Raw genomic sequence first — 13,599 nt, 5'->3', positions numbered from 1 at the left:
TAACCCGGCCCGGAAGCGGGCCGCCATAGTGCCTTGTGCCTAGTATGCGCCGGTTGTGGGATTGGACAAAATGTCCAATGTAGCACCACGCGTAAACGGCCTAGGCGACACTCATGCGCGACCATACGCCCTTCGTTCGAACCGCCGGCCTCGCCGCCGTCGCCCTCTCGCTGGCCGGATGCGGCCACGCGGTGCTCGATCCCGCCGGCGACGTCGCGCTGCAGCAACGCGACATCATCTTCATCTCCACCGGCCTGATGCTGCTCATCATCGTGCCGGTGATGATCCTGATCGTGCTGTTCGCCTGGCGCTATCGCAAGGGCAACGACGCGGCGACCTACGATCCGCATTTCGAACATTCGACCTCGCTGGAACTGGTGATCTGGTCAGCCCCGCTCGCCATCATCATCGCGCTGGGGGCGCTCACCTGGTCGAGCACCCACCTGCTCGATCCGTTCCGCCCGCTCGATCGCGTCTCGGCAGGCAAGCCGGTCGATCACGCGCAAAAACCGCTCCATATCCAGGTCGTCGCGCTCGACTGGAAATGGTTGTTCATTTACCCCGAACAGGGCATCGCGACGGTCAACGAACTGGCGCTGCCGGTCGATCGCCAGGTCCGCTTCGACATCACCTCGTCGAACATGATGAACAGCTTCTACGCCCCCACGCTGGCCGGCATGGTCTATGCGATGCCCGGCATGCAGAGCACGCTCCACGCCGTGCTCAACAAGCCCGGCACCTACGAGGGCATGTCCGCCAATTACAGCGGCGCGGGCTTCTCAGACATGCGTTTCAAGCTGCGCGGATTAAGCGACAAGGATTTCGAAGCCTGGGTCGCGCGCGTGAAGACCAGCAACCGCACCCTCGCCGCCGCCGATTATCTCAAGCTCGAAAAGCCGAGCGAGAAGGTCGCGCCAATCGGCTTCACCAGCGTGCAGGCCGATCTGTTCGACCGCGTCGTCAACCGCTGCGTCGCGCCGGACACGCCCTGCATGCGTGATATCATGGCGCATGACCGCATGGCCGAGGGTCAGTCGCCGCACGCCATGCCCCCGATGCTTCCAATGCCCGCCGCCGGCCACGACACCCCGCCCCCGCCGGGCGGCAAGCCCAAGGGCGCGCTGTTCAAGAACAAGGACGAGATCGCCCCCCAACCCAATATCGACAAACCGCGCGGGCCCGCCCCCGGCAAGACCGATCCCGATTCGCCGCGCAACCGCGATATGTCCCTCCTCCTGCCCGCCGCACCCGCGCGCGGCTGATCGGAAGACCCATGCTCACCACGATCTTCGGCCGCCTCTCGCTCGAGAGTTTCCCGATCCACGAGCCGATCGTGCTCGGCACCTTCATCGGCGTCGCCATCCTCGGCGTCGCGCTGCTCGGTGCCGTCACCTACTTCAGGCTCTGGGGCTATCTCTGGAGCGAGTGGTTCACGAGTGTGGATCACAAGAAGATCGGGATCATGTACATGATCCTCGGCATCGTCATGCTGCTGCGCGGCTTCGCCGACGCGCTGATGATGCGCCTGCAGCAGGCGATCGCCTTCGGCGGCAGCGACGGATATCTCAACGCGCACCACTACGATCAAATTTTCAGCGCGCACGGCACGATCATGATCTTCTTCGTGGCGATTCCGTTGGTCGTTGGCATTATCAATTACGTTATGCCGCTGCAGATCGGTGCGCGCGACGTGGCGTTTCCGTTTCTCAACAACCTCAGCTTCTGGTTGACGGTGGCGGGTGCGGCGCTGGTGATGGTGTCGCTGTTCGTCGGCGAGTTCAGCCGCGCGGGCTGGCTCAACTACGTGCCGGTCGCGAATCTGCAGAACAGCCCCGATACGGGCCCCGACTATTACCTGTGGGCGCTGCAGATAGCGGGCATCGGCACCTTGCTGTCGGGCATCAACATGGTCGTCACGCTGCTGAAGATGCGTGCCCCCGGCATGTCGATGATGAAGATGCCGGTGTTCTGCTGGACGGCCTTGTGCAGCAACGTGCTGGTCATCGCGATCTTCCCGGTGCTGACCGCCGCCTTCGCGATGCTGATGCTCGATCGCTACGTCGGCACCGATTTCTTCACCAACGATCTCGGCGGCAACCCGATGATGTACTGGAACCTGGTGTGGATCTGGGGCCACCCGGAGGTCTATGTCCTCGTCCTGCCGGTGTTCGGCATCTTCTCCGAAATCACCTCGACCTTCTCGGGCAAGCCGCTCTTCGGCTATTCGTCGATGGTCTATGCGACGGTGGTCATCACCATCCTGTCGTTCCTGGTGTGGCTGCACCATTTCTTCACGATGGGATCGGGCGCGAGCGTCAATTCCTTCTTCGGCATCGCGACGATGGTGATCTCGATCCCGACGGGCGCGAAGATCTTCAACTGGCTGTTCACGATGTACCGCGGCCGCATCCGCTTCGAACTGCCGATGATGTGGGTCGTCGCCTTCCTGCTGACCTTCACCGTAGGCGGGATGACCGGCGTGCTGCTGGCGGTGCCGCCGGCCGACTTCGTGCTGCACAACTCGCTGTTCCTGGTCGCGCATTTCCACAACGTCATCATCGGCGGCGTGGTGTTCGGCCTGTTCGCGGGCATGACCTACTGGTTCCCCAAGGCCTTCGGCTTCCGGCTCGATCCGTTCTGGGGCAAGGTCAGCTTCTGGGGCTGGGTGATCGGATACTGGGTCGCGTGGACGCCGATCTACGTCGTCGGCCTGATGGGGACGACGCGCCGCGTACGCCACTTCGACGACCCGAGCCTGCAGATCTGGTTCGTGATCGCGCTGATCGGCGCGGCGATCATCCTGGTCGGCATCCTCGCCTTCATCATCCAGATCGCCGTCAGCATCAAAAACCGCGAGGCGCTGCGCGACACGACCGGCGATCCGTGGGACGCCCGCACGCTGGAATGGTCGATCTCCTCGCCGCCGCCGGCCTATAATTTCGCCTTCACGCCGATCGTCCACACGCTCGATACGTGGCACGACATGAAGGAGCGCGGGGCAAAGACTCCGGCGAGCGGCTACCGCGCGATCCACATGCCGCGCAACACCGGCGCGGGTGTGATCCTGTCCGGCCTCGCGCTCGCGCTCGGCTTCGCGATGGTGTGGTATATCTGGTGGCTGGCGGCGGTGAGCGCGGTCGGGCTGTTCGTCGTCGCGATCGGCCATACCTTCAACTACAACCGCGACTATCACATCCCGGCCGACGAGGTCGCCGCAGGCGAGGCCGCACGGCTGGCGGTGGAGGGCTGACATGACCACGCACGCCGACACCGACATCGACCGCGACGCCTTCTACGTCACCGAGGAAGAGCATCACGACGCCGACGGGGCGACCGCGCTCGGCTTCTGGATATACCTGATGAGCGACGCGCTCATCTTCGCGACGCTGTTCGCGGCGTACGGCGTGCTTGGCACCAGCTATGCCGGCGGGCCCGCCCCGCGCCAGATCTTCGAGCTGCCGCTCGTCGCGCTCAACACGACGTTCCTGCTGCTCTCCTCGATCACCTTCGGCATGGCGGCGATCGACTCGCACGCGGGCAAGGTGCGGTCGACGCAGGTCTGGCTGGTCATCACCGCGCTGTTCGGCATCGCCTTCGTCGGCGTGGAGCTGCACGAGTTCGCCGGGCTGATCGCCGAAGGCGCAACACCGCAGCGCAGCGCCTTCCTCTCGGCCTTCTTCACGCTCGTCGGTACGCACGGCCTGCACGTCTCGTTCGGCCTCGTCTGGATCGCGGTGATGCTGGTGCAGATCGGCCAGCGCGGGCTGATCCCCGCCAACAAACGCCGGCTGATGTGCCTCGGCATGTTCTGGCACCTGCTCGATGTCGTGTGGATCGGCGTCTTTACCTTCGTCTACCTGCTGGGAGTCGTGCGATGAGCGCATCCGAAACCACGCATGACCATGCCGATCACGGCACGCGCCGCGGCTATCTGATCGGCTTCCTGCTGTCGGCAGTGCTGACGGCGATCCCGTTCTGGCTGGTGATGAACCACGTCATCGCCGACGCGCAAGCGACCGCGCTCGCCATCTTCGCCTTCGCGTTCGTGCAGATCATCGTCCACACGATCTTCTTCCTGCACGTCAACACACGCTCGGAGGGCGGATGGACGCTGATGGCGCTGATCTTCACGGTGGTGATCATCGCCATCGTCATCAGCGGGTCGCTGTGGATCATGTACCACCTCAACAGCAACATGATGCCGATGACCGCCGGGGACATGACCGGCCATTGAAACGCTTGGGGTTCGCCGCGCTCTGCATCCTGCTGGCGGCGGGGTTCGCGGGGCTCGGCGTGTGGCAGGTCGAGCGGCGGGCGTGGAAGCACGACCTGATCGCGGCGGTGAACGCCCGCGTCCACGCCCCGCCCCGCGCGCTGAGGAACGACGCCCCCGCCTACACCCGCGTCCGCCTGCGCGGCACCTTCCGGCCGGGCAGCGAGACCTTCGTGCAGGCCGTCACCGATCTCGGCCCCGGCTGGTGGGTGCTGACCCCGCTCGACACCGATAGCGGCACCGTGCTGGTCAATCGCGGCTTCGCCCCGGAGCGCACGCACTTCCGCGTCGCCGGGCCTGTCACCGTCACCGGCCTCGTCCGTGCGAGCGAGCCCGGCGGCGCGTTCCTGCGCAGCAACGATCCCGCGCACGACCGCTGGTATTCGCGCGACGTCGCCGCCATCGCCAACGCGCGTCACCTCGGCACGGTCGCCCCCGTCTTCGTCGATGCCGACGCCACCGCCAATCCCGGCGGTCTCCCCGTCGGCGGGCTGACGGTGATCGCTTTTTCCGACAATCACCTGATATATGCCCTCACCTGGTTCGCGCTCGCCGGGCTTTCGGCGTTCGGCGCGGTGATGGTGTTGCGGAGGCGTTGATGGACCGGCCGTTGCTCGCGCTGACCCGGCGGACGGTGGCCGACGCGACCGTCGCGAGCGAGAACATGCGCCAGCTCGTCCAGCTCCGCTGGCTGGCCGTCGGCGGGCAGCTCGTCACGATCCTCGGCGTCGCCTTCGGGCTCGGCGTGGCCTTGCCGCTCGTGCCGATGCTCGGCGTGGTCGCGCTGCTGGTACTCGCCAATCTCGCAGTGATCGCCGCCCTCCCGCGCCACGCCATCGTCAACGGCGAGATCATGCTCGCGCTGCTGCTCGACATGGCGGCGCTGACCGTGCAGCTCTATCTGAGCGGCGGCGCGAGCAACCCGTTCATCTCCTTCTACCTGCTGCAGGTCGTGCTCGGCGCGATCCTGCTGGAGCGCTGGTCGGCCTGGGTGCTCGTCGCCGTTGCGAGCCTCTGTTACGCGGGGCTGACGATGTGGCGGGTGCCGCTCGCCTATCCGCCGCTGCTGCTGCCCGATATCGTCATGCTCTACACGCTCGGCGGGTGGATCAGCTTCGCGCTGACCGGCATCCTGCTGGCGCAGTTCATCACCCGCATCACGCGCAATCTGCGCGCGCGCGACCGCCACCTCGCCGACCTGCGCCACCGCGCGGCGGAGGAGGACGGCATCGTCCGCATGGGCCTGTTCGCGAGCGGCGCGGCGCACGAGCTGGGCACCCCCCTCGCCTCGCTGTCGGTGATCCTCGGCGACTGGCGGCGCATGCCGCAGCTCGCCGGCGACCCCGAACTGGCCGGCGAACTCGAGGACATGCGCGCCGAGGTCGAGCGCTGCAAGACGATCGTGTCCGACATCCTGCACAGCGCCGGCGAGCCGCGCGGCGAGGCGATGGAGCGCGCGCGGGTGCGCGCCTTCGTCGACGATGTCGTCGGCGAATGGGCACCGACGCATAGCGGCGTGGCCGTAGACTATGCCTGCGAGATCCCCGCGGAGGCCGCCTTCGTCACCGGCCCGTCGCTGCGCCAGGCGATCTGGAACCTGCTCGACAATGCGGCCGAGGCGTCACCCGGCGGCATCGCCTTGCGCGCTACCCGCACCGGAGAGGGCGTGGTGCTGGCGGTCAGCGACGAAGGTGCGGGCTTCCTGCCCGAACAGCTTCCCGCGATCGGCAAGCCCTATGCCTCCAGCAAGGGCGCGGGCCACGGCGTCGGCCTGTTCCTTGCCAGCAACGTCGCGCGGCGGCTCGGCGGGCGGCTGGAGGCGGCCAACCGGGCGGAGGGCGGTGCCGAGGTGCGCCTCATCCTGCCGCTCGCCCCCGACAGCACCGGGAAGCCATGATGGACGATCAACCCCGCCTGATCCTTGTCGAGGACGATGCGACCTTCGCGCGCACGCTGCAGCGCTCGTTCGAGCGGCGCGGCTACCGCGTCTGGACCGCCGCCAGCGCGGAAGAGATGGACGCGCTGCTCGACGAGGCGAAGCCCGGCTTCGCGGTGGTCGATCTCAAGCTCGGCGCGGCCTCCGGCCTGCCCTGTGTCCAGCGGCTCAACGCATATGATCCGGCGATGCTGATCGTCGTCCTCACCGGCTTCGCGAGCATCGCCACCGCGGTAGAGGCGATCAAGCTCGGCGCGTGCCATTATCTCGCCAAGCCCTCCAACACCGACGATATCGAGGCCGCCTTCAGCCGCGCGGGCGGCGACGCGGCGGTGCCCGTCACCACGCGCACGACCTCGATCAAGACGCTGGAATGGGAGACGATCAACCAGGCGCTGGCCGACAACGACTTCAACATTTCGGAGACCGCGCGGCGGCTGGGGATGCACCGCCGCACGCTGGCGCGCAAACTGCTCAAGCAGCCGATCAAATAAGCGCGAGCGCTTCCCCGGCCGCGCGCGCGCCGCTCTCCCAGGCGCCGTGGGCGGTGGAGAAATCGGTGGCGTGCGTCGCCTCGCCCGCGAAGAAGATGCGCTCCGCGACCGGCCGGGCGAGGATTGCGCGCGCCGCGGCGTGGCCCGGCAGCGCGTGGCTGTACGATCCGCGGATCCAGTCGGTGCGGCACCATGCCGAGGCGACGAGCGGGCGGACATGGCGGCGAACGCCGCTGCCGAGCAGCGCGACCAATTCGTCGAGCGCGAAGGCGAAGGCCGCCGCCGGGCCGGCATCCTCGACCGAGACCGCGCCGGGCCCGCCGAAGAACCCCTCGATCACCGGCCGGCCGAGCGCCATGATGTAGTAGCTGCCCGTCCCCGCATTGCGCGGATTGCCGAGCAGGTGCGTCTCGGGCTCGAACCCGTGATCGCCGTGGAGTTCGAAGAACAATTTGTCGGCGAGCCCGAGCGGAAGCTGGCTCGCGGCATGGAGATGATCGTCCGCGCCTGCGATGGCGATCGCCCCGCTCGCCAGCACGTTGGTGGAGGCGGTGACGATCACCGCGCGCGCCTCGACGGGGCCGCGATCGGTGTCGAGGCGCACGCCTTGGCCGCTTTGCGCGACCTTCCGCACCGGGCACGACAGCAGCAGCCGCACGTCGGGCAGGCTCGCGGCGAGCAGGCTGCCATAGCCCTCCCGCACGCGCCAGTTCGCGTCGGTCGCGGCATTGTCGTAGGCGAGGAAGTCGGCGACCGAGAGGCGGTCGAGCGACGCGCCGTTCATATATCCGCTCAGCGACTGGCAGAAGGCGTTCCAGTCGCCGCCGGGGGTCAGCGCGTCCGCCGCGCGGTCGCTGGCGGGCGGATCGGTGTTGAGGCGCTCCGACAGCGCCTCCCACGCGGCCATCGCCGCATCCTGATCCTCGCGCGGGAAGCCGAGATCGCGCCACTGGGCGCGCCACGCGGTATCGCCGCCGACCACGTCGAATCCGCCCGCCAGCGCGACGCCCACCAGCGGATTGCGCTCCGCCGAGTGCAGCCAGCCGCAGCCCATGTCGAGCGGCATGCCGCCCATGCCCAGCGTCCAGCCGCGCCCGCCGGCGCGGTCGCTCGCCTCGATCAGGAGCACCGACCGGCCCGCCGCGCGCAGTGTCCGCGCGGCGGAAATCCCGGCGGCACCCGCGCCGATGATCGCGATATCGCAGTCCATTGCCGCCTCCTGTACCCGATCACGAAAAGCTGCAACGCCCCGGAACCGCTGCTAAGCTCACGCGCGTGACATTCTTCGAAAGCCTCGTCGCGCTGATGGCGGTCGCGATCCTGCTGCTGCAGGTGACGCGCCGCCTGCGGATTCCCTATCCCGGCATCCTCGCGGCGGCGGGCGTGGGCGTGGCGATGCTGCCGGGGGCGCCCGACATCCCGATCGACCCGACGACGGTGCTGGCGCTGTTCATCGCGCCGGTGCTGGTCGATTCGGCCTATGACTTCCCGATCGGCACTGCGCGGCGGATGGCCTTGCCGCTGTTCTTCTACGCGGTGGTCGCGGTGCTGGCGACGACGGGCGTGGTCGTCGGCATCAGCGCGGTGACGATCGCGCTGCCGTTGACCGCTGCGATCATCCTCGGCGCGATCGTCGCGCCGCCCGATGCCGCCGCCGCCACCGCCGTGCTGTCCGGCCTGCCGGTCTCACGCCGCGTCGATGCGCTGCTGAAGGGCGAGAGCCTGTTCAACGATGCGACGGCGCTGCTGCTGTTCAGCGCCGCGCTGACGGTCCACGCGCATGGCGGCTTCAATACGGGGACGGTGATCCAGCTCTCGCTCGCCGCGCCGGGCGGCATCCTGTTCGGGATCGCCTTCGGCTATGCGATGACGCGGCTGCGCCCGGTGACGGAAAATTCGGTCGGCGGCACGCTGCTGCAGTTCGTCTACTGCTTTGCGACCTGGCTTATCGCCGAGCGGCTGCATCTCTCCGCCGTCCTCGCCACGGTCGCCAGCGCGATGACGATCGCGACGCTCGCGCGGATCGGCGACAGCCCGCGGATGCGCGTCCACTCGTTCGCGGTGTGGACGACGGTGGTGTTCCTGTCGAACGTGCTCGCCTTCCTGCTGATGGGGCTGCAGGCGCGGCGGATCGTCGATGCCATGTCGGCCGCGCAGTTCGAGCGCGCCGCCTGGTTCGCGGCGATCGTCGTCGTCGGGGTGATCGTCACGCGGCTGGCGATCGCCTTCGTGCTGCGCGGGTTCCTCGTGCTGCGATACCGGCGCGGCAAGGGCCTCGCGCCCTTCCTGCCGGGTGAGACCTTGCTGGTCGGCTGGTCGGGGATGCGCGGGCTGGTGACGCTGGCGACGGCGCTGGCGCTGCCCGCCGACTTCCCGGAGCGCGACCTGCTGGTGCTGACCGCCTTCGCCGTCGTGCTGGCGACTTTGGTGATCCAGGGCGCGACGCTGGCGCCGCTCATCTGGTGGCTCAAGCTCAACCGCGAGGACGAGGCGGCGGAGGAGCTGGAGGCGGCGCATCTCTCGCTCGCCGAGGCCGCGCTCGAACGGCTCGCGGACGAGGACGGCGCGGAGGCCGAGGGCGTGCGGCAGATCTACCGCGAGATCTGCGACGGCACGCGCGACCCGGACCAGGCCTATCCGCTCAATCGTCGCCGCGGTCTCTCGCTCGCCGCCGTACTGGCGCAGCGCGAGCGGCTGGAGGTGCTGCGCGACGACAATAGGATCGGGCCGGACCATTATCTGGAGCTGCAGGAGAAGCTCGACTGGAAGCAGCTCGCGGTCGACGCCGACGACGAACGGCTGGCGGAAAACTAATCGTCCCGGCCGCCGTCCTCGATATCGAGATAGGCGACGACGTCGTTCTCCGTCGCCAGCCACAGATTGTCCTGCACCGCCTCGCTCTGCTGCCGCGCGACCGCCAGCGCCGCGTCGAGCGGGCCGTAGAACAGCGTCTCGGCGGCGGCATCGGCGTCGCTCAGGTGATAGAGCCGAACGCTGGCATTGGCGGATACGGTGCGCATAAGAACGGCATGGGCTGAGTTTTGGCCGCAATCAACGAGGAACCGCGGATGACGACCAACTGGTTCGCGGGCGGCGGCTCCAACTACGCGCTCTACCGTCCCGATTGCCCGCAGGCGCTGGCGGACTTTCTGGCGGAGATTTCGCCCGACACGCGGCTCGCGGTCGACGTCGGGTGCGGCAACGGCCAGTTCACCGGCCAGCTCGCGCGCCATTTCGAGCGCGTCATTGGCGTCGATCCCAGTACCGACCAGATCGCCAATGCCGTCCCGCACGACCACGTCCGCTATGTCGTCGCGCCAGCCGAGGCGCTGCCGCTCGAAGCCGGCACGGCCAGCCTGATCACCGCCGCGCAGGCCGCGCACTGGTTCGATCTGCCGCGCTTCTACGCCGAGGTTCGACGGATTGCCGCGCCCGGAGCCTTAGTGGCGCTGGTCAGCTACGGCGTGCCGCGCTTCGACGCCGACATCGCCGCGCGCTTCGACCGTTTCTATTACGACGAGATCGGCACCTACTGGCCGCCCGAGCGCAAATTGGTCGAATCGGGCTATGCCGACATCGATTTTCCCTTTCCCGAACGCCCCTATCCGGCACTGGAAATCCGCCGCGACTGGGATCTCGACGCCTTCCTCGGCTATCTCTCGACCTGGTCCGCGATCCGGCGGCTGGAACAGGCCGGCCGCGACGATATCCGCGCGGCGTTCGTGCGCGATATCGCGGCCCTGTGGGGCAATGCAGAGACGAAGCGGCTCGTATCGTGGCCGGTCAGCCTGCGGCTGGGGACGACCCCGTAATCCTCCGGGCGTTGATCTCCCGCGCCGTCTTCGTCATCCTGGCACGGTGCTGTTGCGTAACCTGACCGCCTGTTTCCTCGCCGCGATGTTGGCGATCCTGCCCGCCGCCGCGCGCGCCGATGCCGGCCCGCCGCTCGCCGCGCTGCAGACGCCCGACGACGCCATCGCTCAGGACGCCGCCGAATATGCCAGGCAATTCGACGTTCCGCTCGCGGAAGCGATCCTGCGCCTCCATGCGCAGGAGGCGAGCGTTCCCGTCACCGATCGCATCGCCGCGCTGTACGAGGACAGGCTCGCCGGCATCTCGATCGAGCATAAGCCCGCGTACCGCATCCAGGTCTATCTGACCGGCGACGATCCAGTGCCGACGCAATATGTCGATGCGGGGCCGTTGCACGTGCCGGTGGTGTTCAAGACCGGCGCGAAGGCGACGCGCGACCGCATCATCTGGGCGATGGCCTATCACCAGACCGAGATCCGCGCCGCGCTCCCGCTGGCACCCAGCATCGGCCTCGATCCGCGCACCGGCGAGATGGTCATCACCGTGCCGCGTCGCATCGCCGACAGCGACGGCGACACGTTGAAGGCCAAGTTCGAGGCACTGACCGGCGTGCCGGTGCAACTGCGCGTGCTCGATCGCAAGGAGGTCAACCTCGCGCCCGAAGGCGGCTCGCGCGTCGTCGGGCCCGATCCTTCCAACGGCAAGAATTATTACTGCACGACCGGCTTCACCGTCACCGACGGCGCGCGCCAGGGCGTGACCACCGCCGCGCATTGCCCCGATACGCTGACCTACCGCGATCCGCAGAGCGGCAACGCGCCGCTCACCTATCTCGGTCAATGGGGCTGGGGCTATCAGGACGTGCAGATCAATCTCAGCAGCGACGCGCTGCCGCCGACCTTCTATGTCGACAAGGATCGCAAGACGGCGCGCGCGGTGACGGCGCAACGCGGCCGCATCTCGACCCGCAGCGGCGATTTCGTCTGCCACCGCGGCGAGCGCACCGGCTATAGCTGCGCGGTCGTCGAACTCACCGATTTCGCGCCCGCAGGCGATCTGTGCGGCGGCGCGTGCCTGCCCAATTGGGTGACGGTCGCGGGCCCCACCTGCAAGGGCGGCGACAGCGGCGCGCCGGTGTTCAGCGGCGGCGTCGCCTTCGGCATCCTCAAGGGCGGAAGCTATCGTCCCGACGGATCGTGCGCCTTCTATTTCTATATGTCGGTCGATTACCTGCCGCCGGGCTGGACGCTGCTGCGCGAGGCTCCGCCGATCGTCGCGGCCAAGCCGGTACGCGGCAAGCGGACCACGCGGTCGCGCGCATCGTCGCGTCCGGGCAAGGCGCGCGCGACCTAGCGCTTTCTCACAAAACGCGGGTCCACGGCTGCGGCTGCTCCATGTCGAGCCGGCAGACGTGGCTGAGCCCGTGCCGCACCGCATAGGCCGCGACGCGCGCGTCGTAATCCCCCGCGCGCGGGTTCGCGAACACCCAGTCGCGCGGCGTGAAGGTCGAATAGCCATTGAGCGTCGGCACCCGCCAGAATTGCGCGAGCAGCATCGCATCGACATTGTGCGGGTACATGCCGTGGCGCGCGGCATCGACATAGACCGGCTCGTGCCGCCGCGCGGTGACGACGTAGAAGCTCTGACACTCCCTGGGCGGCGCGGGCACGGCGGCGAGCGCGGCACCGTCCCTGCTGCGGCTGAGCGCCACCGGCACGTCGCTGCCGATCTGCTCGGCGACCAGGAACAGCACGACGCCCGCCAGCAGCAACGGCCGCGTCCGCGCCCAGTGCGCCGCGCGCGCGTGATGTGCCGCGACGACGACCAGCAGCAGCGGCAGGATCAGGAACAACTGGAAGCGCGCGACGACGCGCAGTCCCTTCGCGCCCGGAACGAGATGATAGACGAGCGCCCAGCCCGAATATTCCCCCACCCGCAGCGTCAGCAGCCAGCACAGGATGACGGCGAGCGCGAAGGCGCGCAGCGGCGGGCTCCCGCGTGCGACGCATCGCCACAATGCCGTCACCCCCAGCGCAAACATCAGCAGGGGGAAGCCGGTGACATGCTCGCCGGTCAGCAACACGCTCGGGAAGGACCGGATCAGCCAGCCCCAGACGTAATTCGATGCGCCCACGTTGATCGCGTCGATCGGGAACAGCAGGTAGTAATAGATCTCGTTCAGCGCCTGCCCGCCGGTCTCGCGCATCTTCGGCAGATAGACGGCGAAGAACGGCACCAGCGCGATCAGGAACGGCAGCGCACCCGCCTCGACGGTGCGGTGGTGCCGCGCGAACAGCCGCATCGCCCTGCGCGGCCGCCAGTTCCCGCTCGTCACCAGCCAGCAACCCGCCATCACGCAGCCGAAGAAGATCGTGAACCACGCCATGTAGAAAGCGGTGAACAGCCACGCCGCCATCAGCAGCCCGAGCGCCGCCGATGCCACGCAGGCCGCCCGCACGCTCCCCGCGCGCACAACCGCCACCGCCAGCAGCATCGCCACCGGCAGCAGCGCGACGCTCTGCAACTGTGCATGGCCGGCCTGGATCATCAGCCCGTTGGCGTCGGTGAACACGAACGCGACGAACAGCGCCGCACCGCGCCCCCAGCGCAGCGTGCGCGCGACCAGCATGTAGGCCGCGAAGAAACCGATCGACTTGAAGGTCGCGAGGTTGAGCGTGTCGGCGAGCAACGGATCGGCAAACAGCCGCCAGAAAGTATAGCTCAGCCCATAGAGGAAATAGCCGTCGTTATAGCCGAGCGTCCCCGGATACGGATGGAAATAGCCGGTCACGTTCCACGCCGCGGCACCCGACCAGACGTTCCGCCAATGTTCGAGGATCGCGACCTCGATGATGCCGTCGGCGCGGTCGCTGAAGCCCTGGTCGAATCCGCTCAGGATATGTTTGCGGAAGAACAGCGCCATCGCCGCCAGCCAGACAAGCATCGCCAAGAAGCGCCCGCGCATCCTGTCTTGATCGAGCCGCTCGCGCATCGCGCACCGGAGAAGCATGATGCGAAAAGCCGCACAAGCCCCAGTTTTCCCGCCACCCGTGACCCGTTTCGGCGACGGATGGCGCCTTGGT

13 protein-coding genes are annotated in these 13,599 nt (G+C 67.9%); 10 read left to right on the top strand and 3 right to left on the bottom strand.

The genetic code is table 11. The features are described from left to right. Positions 1-113 precede the first annotated feature (113 nt). Genes cyoA through Q5H94_RS00260 form a run of 7 tightly spaced genes read left to right on the top strand, consistent with a single transcriptional unit; the run spans position 114 to position 6,703 of the window. Positions 114-1,262: a ubiquinol oxidase subunit II gene (gene cyoA / locus Q5H94_RS00290; RefSeq protein WP_304558957.1), complete on the top strand. Its 1,149-nt coding sequence runs from the start codon at positions 114-116 to the stop codon at positions 1,260-1,262. 11 nt (positions 1,263-1,273) lie between these two features. Then, positions 1,274-3,250, top strand: a complete 1,977-nt coding sequence (cyoB, locus tag Q5H94_RS00285) for a cytochrome o ubiquinol oxidase subunit I (RefSeq protein ID WP_304558956.1) — start codon at positions 1,274-1,276, stop codon at positions 3,248-3,250. A 1-nt stretch (position 3,251) separates the two neighbouring features. Next, complete coding sequence (gene cyoC, locus Q5H94_RS00280; RefSeq protein ID WP_304558954.1) at positions 3,252-3,878, top strand: cytochrome o ubiquinol oxidase subunit III; 627 nt, start codon at positions 3,252-3,254, stop codon at positions 3,876-3,878. Next, complete coding sequence (gene cyoD, locus Q5H94_RS00275; RefSeq protein WP_304558953.1) at positions 3,875-4,234, top strand: cytochrome o ubiquinol oxidase subunit IV; 360 nt, start codon at positions 3,875-3,877, stop codon at positions 4,232-4,234. Before cyoC ends, cyoD begins: the two co-directional genes overlap by 4 nt. Continuing rightward, positions 4,231-4,872, top strand: a complete 642-nt coding sequence (locus tag Q5H94_RS00270; protein ID WP_304558951.1) for an SURF1 family protein — start codon at positions 4,231-4,233, stop codon at positions 4,870-4,872. The genes cyoD and Q5H94_RS00270 overlap by 4 nt, the downstream gene beginning before the upstream one ends. Further along, positions 4,872-6,170 carry an ATP-binding protein gene (locus tag Q5H94_RS00265; RefSeq protein WP_304558950.1) on the top strand — a complete coding sequence of 433 codons (1,299 nt, stop codon included), beginning with the start codon at positions 4,872-4,874 and terminating at the stop codon, positions 6,168-6,170. The genes Q5H94_RS00270 and Q5H94_RS00265 overlap by 1 nt, the downstream gene beginning before the upstream one ends. Continuing rightward, positions 6,170-6,703, top strand: coding sequence for a response regulator transcription factor (locus Q5H94_RS00260; RefSeq protein ID WP_304558948.1), 534 nt, complete (start codon positions 6,170-6,172; stop codon positions 6,701-6,703). The genes Q5H94_RS00265 and Q5H94_RS00260 overlap by 1 nt, the downstream gene beginning before the upstream one ends. Here Q5H94_RS00260 and Q5H94_RS00255 read toward each other — a convergent pair. Then, on the bottom strand, positions 6,696-7,913 hold the full coding sequence (locus Q5H94_RS00255) for a flavin monoamine oxidase family protein (protein WP_304558947.1): 1,218 nt from the start codon (positions 7,911-7,913) through the stop codon (positions 6,696-6,698). The genes Q5H94_RS00260 and Q5H94_RS00255 overlap by 8 nt on opposite strands. 65 nt (positions 7,914-7,978) lie before the next feature. Between Q5H94_RS00255 and Q5H94_RS00250 the strand changes: the two genes are divergently transcribed. After that, positions 7,979-9,517 carry a cation:proton antiporter gene (locus tag Q5H94_RS00250; RefSeq protein WP_304558945.1) on the top strand — a complete coding sequence of 513 codons (1,539 nt, stop codon included), beginning with the start codon at positions 7,979-7,981 and terminating at the stop codon, positions 9,515-9,517. Here the strand turns inward: Q5H94_RS00250 and Q5H94_RS00245 are convergent. Beyond that, complete coding sequence (locus tag Q5H94_RS00245; RefSeq protein ID WP_304558943.1) at positions 9,514-9,723, bottom strand: hypothetical protein; 210 nt, start codon at positions 9,721-9,723, stop codon at positions 9,514-9,516. The two genes, Q5H94_RS00250 and Q5H94_RS00245, sit on opposite strands and share 4 nt — an antisense overlap. Positions 9,724-9,771: 48 nt before the next feature. Here Q5H94_RS00245 and Q5H94_RS00240 point away from each other — a divergent pair, with 48 nt between their 5' ends. Next, positions 9,772-10,515 (top strand): class I SAM-dependent methyltransferase, encoded by a 744-nt coding sequence (locus tag Q5H94_RS00240; protein WP_304558941.1) that lies wholly within the window; start codon positions 9,772-9,774, stop codon positions 10,513-10,515. A 52-nt stretch (positions 10,516-10,567) separates the two neighbouring features. Continuing rightward, positions 10,568-11,869, top strand: a complete 1,302-nt coding sequence (locus tag Q5H94_RS00235) for a chymotrypsin family serine protease (protein WP_431312122.1) — start codon at positions 10,568-10,570, stop codon at positions 11,867-11,869. Positions 11,870-11,876: 7 nt separating this feature from the next. On the opposite strand, the gene Q5H94_RS00230 is transcribed toward Q5H94_RS00235, so the two are convergent. After that, positions 11,877-13,460, bottom strand: a complete 1,584-nt coding sequence (locus tag Q5H94_RS00230; RefSeq protein ID WP_304559734.1) for a hypothetical protein — start codon at positions 13,458-13,460, stop codon at positions 11,877-11,879. Between the last annotated feature and the right edge of the window lie 139 nt (positions 13,461-13,599).

Origin of the sequence: Sphingomonas immobilis, assembly GCF_030580995.1 — a bacterium.
Lineage (GTDB): Bacteria > Pseudomonadota > Alphaproteobacteria > Sphingomonadales > Sphingomonadaceae > Sphingomonas > Sphingomonas immobilis.
This window is presented reverse-complemented; position numbering and strand designations above follow the sequence as displayed.

Coding starts and splice junctions, on each gene's coding strand:
- cyoC (WP_304558954.1), top strand. CDS start 3,252: ATGACCACGCACGCCGACACCGACATCGACCGCGACGCCTTCTACGTC.
- Q5H94_RS00240 (WP_304558941.1), top strand. CDS start 9,772: ATGACGACCAACTGGTTCGCGGGCGGCGGCTCCAACTACGCGCTCTAC.
- Q5H94_RS00255 (WP_304558947.1), bottom strand. CDS start 7,913: ATGGACTGCGATATCGCGATCATCGGCGCGGGTGCCGCCGGGATTTCC.
- Q5H94_RS00230 (WP_304559734.1), bottom strand. CDS start 13,460: ATGCTTGTCTGGCTGGCGGCGATGGCGCTGTTCTTCCGCAAACATATC.
- cyoA (WP_304558957.1), top strand. CDS start 114: ATGCGCGACCATACGCCCTTCGTTCGAACCGCCGGCCTCGCCGCCGTC.
- Q5H94_RS00265 (WP_304558950.1), top strand. CDS start 4,872: ATGGACCGGCCGTTGCTCGCGCTGACCCGGCGGACGGTGGCCGACGCG.
- Q5H94_RS00260 (WP_304558948.1), top strand. CDS start 6,170: ATGGACGATCAACCCCGCCTGATCCTTGTCGAGGACGATGCGACCTTC.
- Q5H94_RS00245 (WP_304558943.1), bottom strand. CDS start 9,723: ATGCGCACCGTATCCGCCAATGCCAGCGTTCGGCTCTATCACCTGAGC.
- cyoB (WP_304558956.1), top strand. CDS start 1,274: ATGCTCACCACGATCTTCGGCCGCCTCTCGCTCGAGAGTTTCCCGATC.
- cyoD (WP_304558953.1), top strand. CDS start 3,875: ATGAGCGCATCCGAAACCACGCATGACCATGCCGATCACGGCACGCGC.